Source organism: Streptomyces sp. APSN-46.1 (assembly GCF_022815725.1).
Lineage (GTDB): Bacteria > Actinomycetota > Actinomycetes > Streptomycetales > Streptomycetaceae > Streptomyces.
Genome location: NZ_JALGRF010000002.1, coordinates 1,189,700 through 1,204,622, shown reverse-complemented (window position 1 = coordinate 1,204,622; position 14,923 = coordinate 1,189,700). Strand labels below are relative to the sequence as shown.

The 14,923-nt window shown below is 71.4% G+C and carries 15 protein-coding genes; 7 read left to right on the top strand and 8 right to left on the bottom strand.

Annotated elements, in window-relative coordinates; all coding sequences use genetic code 11:
* Positions 1–5 precede the first annotated feature (5 nt).
* The 6 genes from MTF65_RS12205 to MTF65_RS12175 form a co-directional block, all read right to left on the bottom strand.
* Positions 6–2,009, bottom strand: coding sequence for a transposase (locus tag MTF65_RS12205; protein WP_243628569.1), 2,004 nt, complete (start codon positions 2,007–2,009; stop codon positions 6–8).
* 428 nt (positions 2,010–2,437) lie between these two features.
* A complete protein-coding gene (locus tag MTF65_RS12195) occupies positions 2,438–2,650 on the bottom strand; it encodes a hypothetical protein (protein ID WP_243628568.1) in 213 nt (70 codons plus the stop codon).
* 52 nt (positions 2,651–2,702) lie between these two features.
* Positions 2,703–3,287 (bottom strand): dihydrofolate reductase family protein, encoded by a 585-nt coding sequence (locus MTF65_RS12190; protein WP_243628567.1) that lies wholly within the window; start codon positions 3,285–3,287, stop codon positions 2,703–2,705.
* 114 nt (positions 3,288–3,401) lie between these two features.
* On the bottom strand, positions 3,402–3,995 hold the full coding sequence (locus MTF65_RS12185) for a GNAT family N-acetyltransferase (RefSeq protein ID WP_243628566.1): 594 nt from the start codon (positions 3,993–3,995) through the stop codon (positions 3,402–3,404).
* Positions 3,996–4,123: 128 nt separating this feature from the next.
* Positions 4,124–5,248, bottom strand: a complete 1,125-nt coding sequence (locus MTF65_RS12180; RefSeq protein ID WP_243628565.1) for a family 2 encapsulin nanocompartment cargo protein polyprenyl transferase — start codon at positions 5,246–5,248, stop codon at positions 4,124–4,126.
* Positions 5,249–5,299: 51 nt separating this feature from the next.
* Positions 5,300–6,709: a family 2B encapsulin nanocompartment shell protein gene (locus tag MTF65_RS12175; RefSeq protein ID WP_243628564.1), complete on the bottom strand. Its 1,410-nt coding sequence runs from the start codon at positions 6,707–6,709 to the stop codon at positions 5,300–5,302.
* A gap of 235 nt (positions 6,710–6,944) precedes the next feature.
* On the opposite strand from MTF65_RS12175, the gene MTF65_RS12170 reads away from it, so the two are divergent.
* The 4 genes from MTF65_RS12170 to MTF65_RS12155 all read left to right on the top strand — a co-directional run bounded on the left by MTF65_RS12170 (position 6,945) and on the right by MTF65_RS12155 (position 10,529).
* Entirely contained in the window at positions 6,945–7,454 is a 510-nt protein-coding gene (locus MTF65_RS12170) for an Rrf2 family transcriptional regulator (RefSeq protein WP_243628563.1), read from the top strand.
* Positions 7,455–7,598: 144 nt separating this feature from the next.
* Positions 7,599–8,795, top strand: coding sequence for a globin domain-containing protein (locus MTF65_RS12165; RefSeq protein ID WP_243628562.1), 1,197 nt, complete (start codon positions 7,599–7,601; stop codon positions 8,793–8,795).
* Positions 8,796–8,956: 161 nt separating this feature from the next.
* The gene (locus tag MTF65_RS12160) at positions 8,957–9,547 is read left to right on the top strand and encodes an N-acetylmuramoyl-L-alanine amidase (RefSeq protein WP_243628561.1); all 591 of its coding nucleotides are present in this window, start codon (positions 8,957–8,959) and stop codon (positions 9,545–9,547) included.
* 73 nt (positions 9,548–9,620) lie between these two features.
* Positions 9,621–10,529, top strand: coding sequence for a 1-aminocyclopropane-1-carboxylate deaminase/D-cysteine desulfhydrase (locus MTF65_RS12155; RefSeq protein WP_243628560.1), 909 nt, complete (start codon positions 9,621–9,623; stop codon positions 10,527–10,529).
* 233 nt (positions 10,530–10,762) lie between these two features.
* On the opposite strand, the gene MTF65_RS12150 is transcribed toward MTF65_RS12155, so the two are convergent.
* Positions 10,763–12,343 (bottom strand): Na+/H+ antiporter, encoded by a 1,581-nt coding sequence (locus tag MTF65_RS12150; RefSeq protein ID WP_243628559.1) that lies wholly within the window; start codon positions 12,341–12,343, stop codon positions 10,763–10,765.
* Positions 12,344–12,406: 63 nt separating this feature from the next.
* Here MTF65_RS12150 and MTF65_RS12145 point away from each other — a divergent pair, with 63 nt between their 5' ends.
* The 3 genes from MTF65_RS12145 to MTF65_RS12135 all read left to right on the top strand — a co-directional run bounded on the left by MTF65_RS12145 (position 12,407) and on the right by MTF65_RS12135 (position 14,295).
* The gene (locus tag MTF65_RS12145) at positions 12,407–12,667 is read left to right on the top strand and encodes a UBP-type zinc finger domain-containing protein (protein ID WP_243628558.1); all 261 of its coding nucleotides are present in this window, start codon (positions 12,407–12,409) and stop codon (positions 12,665–12,667) included.
* 213 nt (positions 12,668–12,880) lie between these two features.
* Complete coding sequence (locus MTF65_RS12140) at positions 12,881–13,294, top strand: anti-sigma regulatory factor (RefSeq protein ID WP_008741530.1); 414 nt, start codon at positions 12,881–12,883, stop codon at positions 13,292–13,294.
* A gap of 17 nt (positions 13,295–13,311) precedes the next feature.
* Complete coding sequence (locus MTF65_RS12135) at positions 13,312–14,295, top strand: RNA polymerase sigma factor SigF (RefSeq protein ID WP_243628692.1); 984 nt, start codon at positions 13,312–13,314, stop codon at positions 14,293–14,295.
* A gap of 63 nt (positions 14,296–14,358) precedes the next feature.
* Here the strand turns inward: MTF65_RS12135 and MTF65_RS12130 are convergent, their stop codons facing one another.
* Entirely contained in the window at positions 14,359–14,874 is a 516-nt protein-coding gene (locus tag MTF65_RS12130) for a hypothetical protein (RefSeq protein WP_374207211.1), read from the bottom strand.
* Positions 14,875–14,923 lie beyond the last annotated feature (49 nt).

Here is a 14,923-nt window from a genome sequence, read left to right as displayed (position 1 = left end):
GCAATTCACCAGAGGGTGAGCCGTGGACTGCGGCCGGGGCGGTGACCGGGCTGTCCGGCGTGGTCACGCACGGGGCGTGGCTCATCCGGGGTCGCTCGGTTCCGCTGTCCGGCGGTTCGGGGAGCAGAGGTCTCACGGCGTTGCCGTGGGACTGCCACGCGACCCGACCGCCGGGGCGGTTTCGGGTTCGGTGTGGTTGACTCCCGCAGCGCTTCTTCCAGCACTTGCGCATAGGTGATCTGTGCGTGCCGGGAGAGCGTGGTGTCCAGGTACGCGGTCTTGGGGTCGTCCACGTCGGTGAAGCGGACGAACACGGCGAGGGCTGCGGATACGAGGTCCCGCTTGCCGACCAGGCCGCAGGCGATGCATTTGTGCTCACGGTCGCGCAGGGTCTTGGAGACGCGCTCACCGCATACGCAGTGCTGTGACAGGGCCGTTGACCAGGTGGAGGCCCGTACGAGCCTGCCGCCTGCGGCTTCGCACTCCACTGTGAGGGCGGAGATCAGCATGCCGGGTGTGGTCTGGGAGAGGCGCTTGCCCCAGAGCCGGTACCAGGTGCGGATGTCGCAGTCCTCCACGACGAGCACAGGGCCGTGGGCGGCGATGATCTCCCGCGCCACCTGGCGGGCGCGGTGGCGGCGGTGTTCAGCGATGCCGGCGGCGTGTTCGGCCTGGCGGGCTCGCTGCTCACGGTAGTTGGCGGAGAGCCGGTCGCGGCGGTATGCCTGCTTCGGCACCCCATCGGACCGGGCGTCGCGGGCACCACCGGGCACCGTCACCGCCTTGGGCTTGAGCCCGTTCTCGGCACGGCGCTGGGCGCTCTTGGCCTGCCTCTTCGACAGCCCGTACTGCGCTGCGTTCGTCGCCCGCCGGGAGCGATCCAAGGCCCGCGCGCGGCCCCGCCGCTTCTTCGCCTGCTTCTCCAACAACCGCTGCTCGGCGTCGGTGAGCGTGATCTCGGTGGAGACGGGCTTGCCGCCGGTGAGGTCGGCGGGGAAGGAGACGACGGAGAGGTTGGAGACGTTGCCGTCCACCCCGCCGATCCGGTCCAGGGCTGCCGCCTTGTCGCGCATCTCCCGGACGGCCGGGGAGCTGTATCCGGGGCCGAGCATCATCAGGTGCGCCTCGTACGCCCAGCCTCCCGGCGCGGACGCCTTCCGGCGCCGTACAAGGTCCACCTTGTGCCAGGCCAGCGGGTTGGACAGGAAGTGCCGCGCCCGCGCCCACTGGCCGGGCCGCTGCGGGATGCGGACGGGGAGAACGAGGTCACCGCGCTTGCCGTCGGGGCCTCCGGCGAACACCACGGCGAGCGGGCCCGTGTGGTCCCACCACGTGGCCTTGCGCATGCCGGGCTTGCCCGCAGTGGTGAGCTTGCCCGTGGGCACCCGGCCGGCCGGCGCGGTCGGCTTCGGCATCCGGTGCGGCTGCGTCAACGCCTGCTGACCGCCGTCGGTGTAGGCCATGGCATGGCCGGTCAGGGTGCCGACCAGGCGGAAGGTCTCCCACTTGTTCTCGGTCGTGTGGGAGCGGGCGCGGCCCGGAATCCGGATGAAGTCGTGCCAGCGGCCGGTCTTCGGCCGTCCGAACCGGGTGCCGGTGGCGTCGGGGAACAGGTGCCGGTGCACGCCGTTCCACACCTCGTCAGCCATGTGCATGGCCAGGGCCTTGGAGGCGTGATGCTTCAAGTGCCCAGAGCCTTCAAGGTGCTTGTACGCGCACCGCTCCAACCCTTCGCGGGACAGGCCGAGGCGCTGCCGCACTGCCTTTCCGCTGTCGCGGTCGCGCTCACACTTCGCGGCCCAGTAGGCATCGACCTTGGCGCGGGCATCGCGCTGCACGGCGCGCTTGATCGACCACATCGCGCCGTACAGCTTCTCCAGCCGGGCGAGGTCGGCGGGATCGGTGACGGCCAACGGCAGCACCATGATCGACACGATCCCGTCGTCGGGCTTGGTCCACTTCGGGGCCTTGTTCTTCCCCCGGAACCTCCGCGTCTGGTCAGCCCGCACACTCGTCACCCCCCGTCACGATGAACTCACTTAAGGTACATCATTTCGTGAGGTCAGCTTCCGCAGACTCGATAGGTCAGCCCTCAGAACAGCGGCCTTCGGCCCCGCTCCCTGCTGCGCTGGACCGGACTCCCCGTCAAAGCGTTCCTCACCCTGGTCGCCGCCCGCGGCGCCGCCCTTCCGTCCCCGCTGCGGCGCGGGCGGCCGTGGGCGCTTCTGCTGGACAACCGGGCACTCCTACCCGCCATCGCGTGGCGTACCAACCTCGCCCACCACCAACTCGCCGGCCTGTTCGGCGTCGGCCTGGTCACCGTCCACCGCGTCCACGACCGCACGTACAGTGCAGTTGCGAGGGTGTCTATCTCGATCGTCACACACTGAGAGTGGACACCCTCGCGTCCATGCAGCTACACCTTGGAATCAATCATCTAGGGAAGGCTCAGGCCCTCGGGGTGTTCGTACTTCGGGCACTCCGGGTTGTGGCAGGGGCCCGGAACCCATTCCGGTACGAAGATCCCGAGGGACTTGCGCCGTCTGACCAACGTCTCGACGGGGCTCCCGCACGCCGGGCACGTGTGCTGCTCGTGCCCGGCCTGCGGGGCGACCGTCCCGTGCTCGTGATGCTGATGTTCACCGGCCATACCTCCACGGTAGGCCGGTTCCGCACGTTTCGGAGTCAGAGGCTCGGCGGGATCAGCGCTTGACGGTGTACGAGGTGATGACCTGGCCTCCGCCGAGGGCGGTGCAGCCGGTCAGCTCCAGGGGGCGCACGCCGAAGCCAGCCGTGGACATCGGCATGCCGGTGCCCACCACGACCGGGTAGGTCTTGACGATGTACTCGTCGATCTCGTCGACCAGCTGGGCCGCGAGGTCCGCGCCGCCGCACAGCCAGATGTCGAGCCCGTCCCGCGCCTTGAGCTCGCGCACCGTGGCCGCCACGTCGCCGCTGATCAGCCGCACCTGCGGGTCGGGCGAGACGGTGAGGGAGCGCGAGACGACGTACTGCTCGCGCATGTGGCCGTAGGGGCTGGTCATGCCCACCTTGAGGCCCGGCTCGTAGGTTTTGCGGCCCATGAGGACCGTGTCGAAGCGCTTCGGGGGCGCGTCCTCGATCCCGAGCTGGGCACGCCCCGCGGCGGAGATCGTCTCCGGGTACTCGGCCGTCAGGTGACCGATGAACTCGGGGTCGAGGAAGGTGTAGATGAAATCGCTGTCGCCGTCCGGGCCCCCGATGAAGCCGTCGACGGTCGTGGCGATGAAGTACGTGAGCTTGCGCAAGCGCGTCTCTTTCATTCGACAGTGCCACCACTCCGGGGCACGTCGGTTAAAGTACTTCAGCCGTAGTGGTTTGCCAAGTACTTTGCCGCCCCGTACTTTGCCGACCCCTTTCGCTCAGCCCCGCGGCTTGCGCCACATCGGCCACATGAGCGGGCCCTCCGGCAGCCGCACCGCGGTGCCGGTGAACTCCCAGCCGAGCCGCTCGTACAGGCCCTTGCTGCGCTCGCTGCTCGCCTCCAGGTACGCCGGCACCCCGTCGCGGTCGCACCGCTCCAGCACCGGCCGCATGAGCTCCGTCCCCAGCCCCTCCCCCTGGCGGCCCGGCGCGACCGCGATCATCAGCAGGTACTCGTGCTCCTCCGCGGTCGGGTGCACCGCGCCCGTGAGCCGCCCGACCAGCTCGCACCGCTCGTTGTCGGGGTCGGCCACCTCCCGCATCCGCGCGGGGATCTCGTCCTCGCCCTCCGGCTCGCCCGCCGGGATCCGCAGCCACAGCGCGGCGGCCGAGCCGTCCACCGCGTAGTCGATCCGGCCCTCGGCCAGCGCCACGTCCACGAAGACGCCGAGGAACTTTCCGTGCACCGCCGCCCGGTGCTCGGGGTCCGGGAAGACCCAGTTGCTCACCGGGTCGGTACGGAACGCCTCGTCCAGCAGCCGCGCCACCGCGTCCCGGTCCGACTGGTCCGCCTGCCGTATCTCCAGCACCATCGGTCACACCCTTCGCTCACGTCTCAACGGCCTTGAGCGATCCTAGAGTTGGCCCAGATACGCGGAAAGCCCTGTTCCGGCACCGCATGGTGCCGGAACAGGGCTTGCGTACCGCTACCGCGGTCGGGTCACCTGGTCCGCCGCGTGACGAACTCCGCCAGCGCCAGCAGCCCGCCCGCCGCCCCGAGGTCCGGAACGGCCCGGGACAGCTGCTGCACCGCCCGGCCCATCCGGTCGGCGGCGTGGGCCTGGGCCCAGTCGCGGCCGCCGGCCCGCTCCACCGCGTCGGCCGCCTTGTGCACGTCGTCCCCGGTCATGGGACCCGCGTACAGGGCGGCCAGCTCCCGCCCCGCCGCGGTGCCCGAGGTGAGGGCGGCCACGACCGGGAGGGACTTCTTGCGGGCGAGCAGGTCGGCGCCGGCGGGCTTGCCGGTGTGCCCGGGATCCCCCCAGATGCCGATCAGGTCGTCGATCAGCTGGAAGGCCAGCCCGGCCTCCCGCCCGAAGGCGTCCATCGCGTCGACCTCGTCGGGCCCGGCGCCGGCGTACAGCGCGCCGAGTGCGCAGGCGCAGCCCAGCAGGGCCCCGGTCTTGGCGGTGGCCATCGTCAGGCACTCGTCCAGCGAGACGTCCGGACGCTGCTCGAAGGCGCAGTCCGCCTGCTGGCCGGCGCACAGCTCGATGACGCACGCCGCGAGCCGGGTGGAGGCCGCCGCCGAGGCCGGATGCGGATCCTCCGCGAGCAGTCGCAGCGCGAGGGCGAGCATGGCGTCGCCGGTGATGATCGCGTCCGGTATCCCGAACACGGTCCAGGCCGTGGCCCGGCCGCGGCGCCGGGCGTCCTTGTCGATGACGTCGTCGTGCAGCAGCGTGAAGTTGTGCGCCAGCTCCACGGCCACCGCCGCCCTGATCGCGGCCGCCGCTCCCGCTTCGGGCCCGTCACCCGCCTTGGCCGCGCCTCCCGCTCCGGCCGCGCCCGTCGCCCCGGCCGCCTCGCCCTGGCCCTCGGGGCCCCGCAGGGCCTGGGCCGCGGCGAGCACCAGGGCGGGCCGGATGGCCTTGCCCGCGTTGCCCGCCGCCGGGGTGCCGTCCTCGCGTTCCCAGCCGAAGTGGTACATCGCCACGCGCCGCATCGAGCCGGGCAGGCTCTCGACCGTCCGGCGCAGTTCCGGGTTGACCGTTTCTCTTGTCCGTTCCAGCAGGGCCGCGGCTTCATGGCCCTCGCCGGTCGTGATGGTCTCAGTGGTCGCCATGGCGTGTCCCGAGTGTCCCCTGTGTCCGGTGTCGCGTTCCGGCCGGCCGGCTCAGCGCCAGCGGCCGATCTCGACGTTCTCCAGTACGCCGAGCGCGTCCGGCACGAGCACCGCGGCGGAGAAATAGGCGGTGACCAGGTACGAGATGATCGCCTGCTCGCTGATGCCCATGAAGCGGACCGACATGCTCGGCTCGATCTCGTCCGGGATCCCGGGCTGGTGCAGGCCGATCACACCGGACTCGTCCTCGCCGGTACGCATGCAGAGGATGGACGTCGTACGGGCGTCGCTGATCGGGATCTTGTTGCTCGGGAAGATCGGTACGCCGCGCCAGGACGGCACCCGGTGACCGCTGACTTCGATCGACTCCGGGTAGAGGCCCCGCCTGTTGCACTCGCGGCCGAAGGCGGCGATGGCCTTGGGGTGGGCGAGGAACAGCTTGGAGCCGCGCCGCATGCTGAGCAGCTGGTCCATGTCGTCGGGGGTGGGCGCGCCGTCGTGGGGCTGGATGCGCTGGTCGTATTCGGCGTTGTGGAGCAGGCCGAACTCGGGGTTGTTGAGCATCTCGTGCTCCTGGCGCTCCCGCAGCGCCTCGACCGTGAGCCGCAACTGTTGCTCGGTCTGGTTCATCGGCTGGTTGTAGAGGTCGGCGACGCGCGTGTGCACCCGCAGGACCGTTTGTGCAATGGAGAGTTCGTACTCGCGCGGCTTGGCCTCGTAGTCCACGAAGGTACCGGGGAGGACGGCCTCGCCCTGGTGGCCGGCGGAGAGGTCGATCGCGGCCTCGCCGTACTTGTTGGTCCGCTGGGCGGGCATGGCCCGTACGGAGTCCACGTGGGCGCGCAGCGTGTCGACGCGGTCGGCGAGGAGCTGGAAGTCCTGCCGGGACAGGACGAGGGCGGTGCCGGAGGTGACGGCGCGGGCGGTGTACTCCCAGATCGCCTCGTCGTCGACGAGGGCGTCCTCGCCGAAGTAGGCGCCGTCGGCGACGGTCTGGAGGACCGCGTCCTCGCCGTAGGGGCCGGGGCCGACGTGCTCGATGCGGCCGTGGGCGAGCAGGAACACCTTGTCGGAGGCGCTGCCGAAGGAGGTCAGCTCCTGTCCGGCCTCGAAGTCGATCTGCTGGCAGCGCGCGGCGAGTTCGGTGAGGACGTCCAGGTCCTCGTACGAGCGCAGCAGCGGAAGCTCGCCGAGTTCGGCCGGGATGACCTGGACCTGCGTCCCGGTCTTGATGAACTCCACGCGCCCGTCGCCGACCGAGTAGCTCAGCCGCCGGTTCACTCGGTACGTGCCGCCCTGTACCGACACCCACGGGAGCATCTTCAGGAGCCACCGCGAGGTGATTTCCTGCATCTGCGGCGCGGACTTCGTCGTGGTTGCCAAGTTCCGCGCGGCCGAGGTCGCGAGACTGCGCTGCGGCAGAGACTGGGCCTCGGTTTCGGAACCTGCCTGGACCGACATGTATTTCCCTTTCGATCACTGCATGGATCTGCGGAATACAGCCTGGCACTACGCAACGCGATGGGACCATTACACAAAAGGGTGGGACTACTCCGTGCGCACCTGGGCACCCTCTGAGGCCAACCCTTCACTTACGCACGCTCGAACCCCACTGGTTTCAGCCACCATGGCCGCCCGATTCCCCCTTGGGCGCTCTAACTTGCACATCACATGCAAGTTTTCATACGGTGACGCCATGCGGCTGACTCGATTCACCGACCTTGCGCTCCGCGTCCTGATGCGCCTGGCCGTCGCCGACTCCGACGAGGAGCTCCCGACCACTCGCGACGTGGCGGCGACCATGGAGGTTCCGTACACGCACACCGCCAAGGTGGTCGCCAGGCTCCAGCACCTCGGACTGATCGAAGCGCGGCGGGGCCGCGGCGGCGGGCTCGCCCTCACCGCCGCCGGGCGCGCCGCGTCGGTGGGCGGGGTGGTGCGCGAACTGGAGGGCGCCGGCGACGTCGTGGACTGCGACGGCACCGTCCCGTGCCCGCTGCGCGGGGCGTGCGTCCTGCGCGGCGCGCTGCGCCGGGCCCAGGAGGCCTTCTTCGCCGCGCTTGACCCGCTGACGGTGAACGACCTGGTGGCGGCCCCGACCGGGCCGCTGCTGCTGGGCATCGCGGGCGGCGGAGCCGGCGGCGGCGGAGGTACGGGCCGGACGTCGGCCGGGGCTTCGGCGCGGGCCGAAGGGCCCGCGCGCTGAGGGCCGTATGGCCGATTCCGACCGACCGTCGGCCTGCCTGGGCCGACCCCGAAGAGGGACGTCGAACGCATTTCCGCATTGCGCCACGCCCCCCTCGCCCCCTAAAACATGAATCTCACATGCCAATTACGACGAGGAGCCCCGATGCTGTCGGAGAAGTCGACCGAGACCGTACGCGCCACCCTGCCCGCCGTCGGGGCGGCGATCGGCGACATCACGGAACTCTTCTACGCGAAACTGTTCGTGGCCCACCCGGAGCTGCTGCGCGACCTCTTCAACCGGGGCAACCAGAACGCCGGGCTCCAGAAGCAGGCCCTCGCCGGCTCCGTCGCCGCCTTCGCGACCCACCTCGTGGCGCACCCCGAAACCCGCCCCGACACGATGCTGAACCGCATAGCCCACAAGCACGCCTCCCTCGGCGTCACCCGGGAGCAGTACGCGGTCGTCCGCCGGCACCTCTTCGAGGCCATCGCGGAGATCCTCGGAGCGGCCGTCACCCCCCAGGTCGCCGAGGCCTGGGACGAGGTCTACTGGCTGATGGCCAACGCCCTCATCGCGATCGAGGAGCGCCTCCACGCCGAGCGGCGCGTCCTCGCCGGGGACGTCTGGCGCACCTGGACGGTCGCCGCGCGCGTCGAGGAGACCGCGGACTGCACCACCTTCCACCTCGCCCCGGCGGACGGCGCCCCGGCGCCCGGTTTCAAGCCGGGCCAGTACGTCTCGGTCCAGGTCGAACTCCCGGACGGCGCCCGCCAGATCCGCCAGTACAGCCTCTCCCGCTCCCCCGGCTCCGCAGTGCGCGCGATCACTGTCAAGCGGGTGCACGGCCCGGCTGCCGCGGGACCCGACGGGGAGGTCTCGAACCACCTCCACGCCCGTGTCCTGGCCGGCGACACCCTGCGCGTCTCGGCCCCGTACGGCGACCTGGTCCTGCGGGACTCCGCAGCCCCGGTCCTGCTCGCCTCCGCCGGCATCGGCTGCACCCCGATGCTGTCGATGCTGGAGCACCTGGCCGACACCGGGCACACCGCGCCGGTGACCGTCCTGCACGCCGACCGCTCCCCGGCCGATCACGCCCTTCGCGGCGACCACCGGGCACTGACCCACAAACTGGCCGACGCCTCAGCCCGGTTCTGGTACGAAGAGGGCGCCGAGCCGGGCGAGGCCACGGGCCGCCTCGACCTGTCGGCCGTCCCGGTCGAGCCCGGCACCACGGCGTACCTGTGCGGCCCGCTCCCCTTCATGCGGGCGGTGCGCGAGCAACTGATCGCCAAGGGCGTACCCGCCGCCGACATCCACTACGAGGTGTTCGGGCCGGACCTGTGGCTGGCCTCCGCGTGACTCCCGTGGCGGGCGGGCCGGGCGGGCCCGGAGGGGCGAGTGTCCGGATCGGCTCGCTCGCCGTGCGAATGCACTAGCCGCGGAAGGATTGACTCCACTACACCGGTGTGTAACGAGGCGACCACGGAAGGTGGTCGCCACGCACCGCAAAGGAGGCGGCCATGGCCGCACCCATGTCCGCGGACCGCTTCATCGACGCACTGCGGCACGAGGGCCTGACCGTCGTGGAGGTCGGCGCCTGGCGCACCCACAACCGCAACCACAAGGGCCCCTGGGGCCCGGTGCACGGGGTGATGATCCACCACACCGTCACGCACGGCACCGCGTACACCGTCCAGCTCTGCCGCGAAGGCGACGAGGCCCTGCCCGGCCCGCTCTGCCACGGCGTGATCACCAAGGACGGCCGCGTCCACCTGGTCGGCTACGGCCGCGCCAACCACGCGGGGGCGGGCGACTCGGACGTCCTGGCGGCGGTGATCGCCGAGAAGCGGCTCCCGCCGGACGACCGCGCCGACACCGACGGCAACCGGCACTTCTACGGCTTCGAGTGCGAGAACCTCGGCGACGGCAAGGACCCCTGGCCGGCGGTCCAACTCGACGCGATGACCCGCGCGGCGGCCGCGGTCTGCCGGGCCCACGGCTGGAACGCCCGCTCGGTCCTCGGCCACCTCGAATGGCAACCGGGCAAGCCCGACCCCAGGGGCTTCACCATGGAATGGTTCCGCGACCGCGTCGCGGACCGCCTGAAGTAGACGACCGGCCCACGTCCCCGGAGAGCCGGGCCTTCGTGCCACGTCACAGGCCCGACCAGCACACAATGGGTGGGTGAACCGCCCAGCCAACCTTGACGTGCTCCTGCGGCCCCGGCCGCCCTCCCCGGTGCGGGAGGTTCGTGACGAGCGGTTCGGCCGTCATGGCGTACGGCTGCTGCTGAAGCGGGACGACCTGGTGCATCCCGAATTGCCCGGGAACAAGTGGCGCAAGCTCGCGCCGAATCTGCGGGCGGCGGTGGAGGGTGGCTTTCCGGCCCTGGTGACCTTCGGAGGGGCGTACTCGAACCACCTGCGGGCCACGGCGGCGGCCGGGCGGATGCTGGGCCTTCCGACGGTCGGCGTGGTCCGCGGGGACGAGCTGGCCGGGCGGCCCCTGAACGAGTCCCTCGCGCGATGCGCGGCCGACGGGATGCGGCTGCACTTCGTGCCCCGGTCGGCGTACCGCCGTAAGGCCGAGCCGCAGGCGCTGGCCAGGCTGCTCACCGAGGCCGGGGCATCCGACGCGTACGTCGTCCCCGAGGGCGGCAGCAACGCCCTCGCCCTGCACGGCTGCGCCGAGCTCGGCCGGGAGCTGCGCGGCCGGGCCGACGTGGTCGCGGTCGCCTGCGGGACCGGCGGGACCTTGGCCGGCCTGGCCGCCGGGCTCGCCCCCGGGCAGCGCGCACTGGGCGTACCGGTCCTCAAAGGCGGGTTCCTGGCGGCGGAGATACGTTCCCTCCAGCTCGCCGCGTTCGGCGGCCCGGCGGGGGACTGGAGCCTGGCGGAGGGGTTCGACCACGGCGGCTACGCCCGCGTCCCGGCGCCCCTGGAGGCCTTCGCCGCCGACTTCGCCGCCCGGCACGGCCTACCGGTCGAGCGAATCTACGTCGCCAAGCTCCTCTGGGCCCTGACCGAGCTCACGAAATCCGGCGCCTTCCCCCGCGGCACCACCCTGACCGCAGTCATCACCGGCCGCCAGTAGCGCCGCGCGGCCACCGCCACCGAGCCTCGCCCCCCGAATCTGTAAGCACTTCCGTGGGGATCACGGTTCCAAGGTGTCCTGGTACCACCCTCGAACCGGCGGCCAAGGGCTCACTCGAGGCACGGACGGCCTCTCCTCGCAGGTCACGCTTGTGCATCAGCCCACTACTGGCCCAGCGGTCGAACGGGCATCGGAGCGGTCCCGGGTCGGTCCCGTTCCCCCCGGCCAGGGGATCAGGCGGAGTCCTCGCGGTAGGCTGCCGCCTCCTCCAGGTCCAGGCGGCGCAGCAGCGCCCGCAGCATCTCGTCGTCGATCCTGCGCCGGTCGCGCAGCGAGACGAACACCTCCCGTTCGGCCTCGATCATCTCCCCCGCGAGCCGCCGGTAGACGTCGTCCGCCGACTCCCCGGTCACGGGGTTCACCTCCCCCAGCCGCTCCCACACCGCGTTGCGCCTGCGCTCCAGCACCATCCGCAGCCGGTCGGCCAGCGGTGGCGGCAGCGCGTTCTCGGGCTCCGCCAGCAGCTCCTCCAGCCGCTCGTCCGCCGCCCGCGAGGCCTCGCTCTGCGCCTGCGCCTCCGCGAGGGTCTCCGCCTGCGCGTCCCGCCGCGGCAGCCGCAGCACCCGGATCAGCGGCGGCAGCGTCAGCCCCTGCACCACCAGCGTCCCGATCACCGTCGTGAACGTCAGGAACAGGATCAGGTTCCGGTGCGGCACCGTCATCGGCACGGAGAAGGCGATCGCCAGCGAGACCACACCCCGCATCCCGGCCCAGCCCACGATCACCGGCGCCTTCCAGTTCGTCTCCGGCTCGCGCCTGCGGACCCGTTCCGACAGCACCCGGGGCAGGAACGTCGCCGGGAACACCCACACGAACCGCGCCACCACCACGGCCAGGAACACCACCAGCGCGTACCAGACCGCGTCCGGCCCCTCGTACTCCCCCAGCCCCTTCAGCACCACCGGCAGCTGGAGGCCGATCAACGCGAAGACCACCGATTCCAGGATGAAGGCGACCATCTTCCAGACCGCCGTCTCCTGGAGCCGCGTCGCGAAGTCCACCTGCCAGTTCCGGTGCCCGAGGTACAGCGCCACCACGACCACCGCGAGCACGCCGGACGCGTGCACCCGCTCGGCCGCCGCGTACGCCACGAACGGGATCAGCAGTGACAGCGTGTTCTGGAGCAGCGGCTCCCGCAGCCGCGTGCGCAGGTGGTGGATCGGCACCATCAGCAGCAGGCCGACGCCGACGCCTCCCACCGACGCCAGCAGGAACTCGGCGATCCCGCCCGCCCAGCCGGCGCTCACCCCGACCGCCGCCGCCAGGGCGACCTTGTACGCGGTGATCGCGGTGGCGTCGTTCACCAGGGACTCGCCCTGGAGGATCGTCGTGATCCGGTTCGGCAGCCCGAGCTTGCGGGCGATCGCCGTCGCGGCCACGGCGTCCGGCGGTGCGATCACCGCGCCCAGCACCAGCGCCACCGGCAGCGACAGCCCCGGCACGACCAGGTACGCCACGTACCCGACGGCCAGCGTCGCGAAGAGCACGTAGCCCACGGACAGCAGGGCCACGGGCCGGATGTTCGCCCGCAGATCCAGGTACGAACTGTCCACGCCGGCCGTGTACAGCAGCGGCGGGAGCAGCAGCGGCAGCACGATGTGCGGGTCCAGGGCGTACGAGGGCACGCCGGGGACGTACGCGGCGAGCAGCCCGGCGGCGACGAGCAGCAGGGGGGCGGGCACCGGCGTCCAGCGGGCCAGCCCCGCCACGGCGGCACTGACGGCGACCAGCGCCACCAGCGGCAATACCTCCATCGAAGATCACCCTCGCTCGGTTCATCCGACGTCGCGCGCCCGCGTCTCAGTACGCTGGCCACTATGAGCGAGTGCACCCATGTTCCCGAACTGCCGCGCCCCGAGCCCGTCCCCCTTGCACCGACCTGTCCCGAATGTCTGGTGCTCGGAAGCCATCCGGTACAGCTGCGGCTCTGCCTGTGGTGCGGGTACGTGGCATGCTGCGATTCGTCGCCCCATCGGCACGCCACGGCGCACTATCAGAAGACGGGCCATCCGGTGATGCGGAGCTTCGAACCGGGCGAGACGTGGCGATGGTGTTTTGTCGACGGTTCGATCGTCTGAGCCGGGGTAGGTCAACCCTCCGCCGGTTCCCCTGATTTGGGCCCCGCAGACCCCTAGCCACTGTGCGTGCCCGTGGGCTTACCATCAGTCACGCACAGAGGCATGGCCGGGCTGTGCGCCCTTTGCGGGTGCCATGAGGGGTGCCGCGACACGATCGACCGGATCGCGATAGCGTCACCGGCGAACAGAGCTCGTACCACCTTGGAGGTGAGGGTGTCCCAGATCGCAGGCGAGCCCGGGACCCAGGACTTCGTGGAAGTCCGGCTGCCGGCTGCGGGTGCCTACCTGTCGGTGCTGCGAACGGCCACGGCCGGCCTCGCGGCACGTTTGGACTTCACTCTCGACGAGATCGAGGACCTCCGCATCGCGGTGGACGAAGCCTGCGCGATCCTGCTTCAGCAGGCCGTGCCCGGCTCCGTCCTCAGCTGCGTCTTCCGGCTGGTGGACGATTCGCTGGAGGTGACCGTCTCCGCGCCGACCACCGACGGCCGCGCGCCGGAGCGGGACACGTTCGCGTGGACGGTCCTCTCGGCACTGGCCGGGAAGGTCGAGGCCACCGTCGAGGAGAACCGGACAGTGAGCATCAGCCTCTACAAACAGCGCGGCGCGGGACCAGGCCCGGCGTGAGCGGCGGGGAGGTCCCGGTGCGGGGCGGGGATCGGCCCCGGGTGCGGCACGAGGTCGACGGCGGCATCCCGGAGCAGCAACAGGCCCGGCCGCACCCGGCTGACGCGGATGCGGAAGACGGCTTTTTGGACTCGGCGGAGCGACGGGCGGGCCCTATGAGCGAGAACCAGCACGACCAGCCACAGTCACCGGACGCCGCTGCCACGGCCCCGATGACACCGGTTCCGGCGGTGGCGCTGCCGGATCCGCGCGACCGCAGTGGCGCGCGGGCCCTCTTCTTCGAGCTGCGGGAACTGCCCGAGGGCTCGCCGGAGCGGGCGGAGCTGCGCAATAGGCTCGTCCGGATGCACCTGCCGCTGGTCGAGCACCTGGCGCGGCGCTTCCGCAACCGCGGGGAGCCACTGGACGATCTGACGCAGGTCGCGACGATCGGCCTGATCAAGTCGGTGGACCGGTTCGACCCGGACCGCGGCGTCGAGTTCTCGACGTACGCCACCCCCACGGTGGTCGGCGAGATCAAGCGGCACTTCCGCGACAAGGGCTGGGCGGTACGCGTGCCCCGGCGGCTGCAGGAGCTGCGGCTCTCGCTGACGACGGCCACGGCGGAACTGTCCCAGCAGCACGGCCGCTCCCCCACGGTGCACGAGCTGGCCGAGCGGCTGGGGATCTCCGAGGAGGAGGTGCTGGAGGGGCTGGAATCGGCCAATGCCTACAGCACGCTGTCCCTGGACGTCCCGGACACGGACGACGAGTCGCCGGCGGTCGCGGACACCCTGGGCTCGGAGGACGAGGCGCTGGAGGGCGTCGAGTACCGCGAGTCGCTCAAGCCGCTGCTGGAGGGGTTGCCGCCCCGGGAGAAGCGGATCCTGCTGCTCCGGTTCTTCGGCAACATGACCCAGTCACAGATCGCGCAAGAGGTCGGCATCTCCCAGATGCACGTCTCCCGCCTGCTGGCCCGCACCCTGGCCCAGCTCCGGGAGAAGCTCCTCGTCGAGGAGTGAGAGGAAACCCAGAGGAACCGAGAGGAACCCGAGAGGAAGCCGAGAGGAAAGAGCCGTACGGGACTATCGGGTCTGATCCCCAGGCCCGATTCCCAGCGCCTCGGTCGCCGTCGGGTTCACCAGCAGGGCCACGACCGCCACGGCGGCCAGCGCCAGCGCCACGGCGGCGACGGTCATCGCCCCGCCCGTGGTCCACAGGGTCCACGCCACCGGCAGCGCCATCAGCTGGGTGATCAGCGCCGGGCCGCGGCTCCAGCGGCGGCCCAGGCGCAGCCCGCGGGCCGCGATCAGCGGCAGCGCGGCGAGCGCGAGCAGCGTCACGCCCCCGGTCTCGGCCTGCTGCGGCGAGTCGGGGTCGCCGGCGATGCCCACGAACAGCATGTAGACGCCGAGGCCGGCCAGCGCCAGGCCCTCCAGCGCGGTGAGCGCGGCGGCGCCGGTCAGCCGTCCGGGCAGTGCCGCGGGCACGGCGCCGTCAGCGGTCGGCCGGGCGGTGGCGCCGACTGTTCCGACTGATTCGACAGCGGGTTCGGCGGCGCTGGCCGTCGCGGGGACTTTCGAGGCAGGCTTCTTACTCACCCCAGCAGGGTAGCCGCGCCCCCCTCGGCCCCGGAGGGGACGGGCAGTA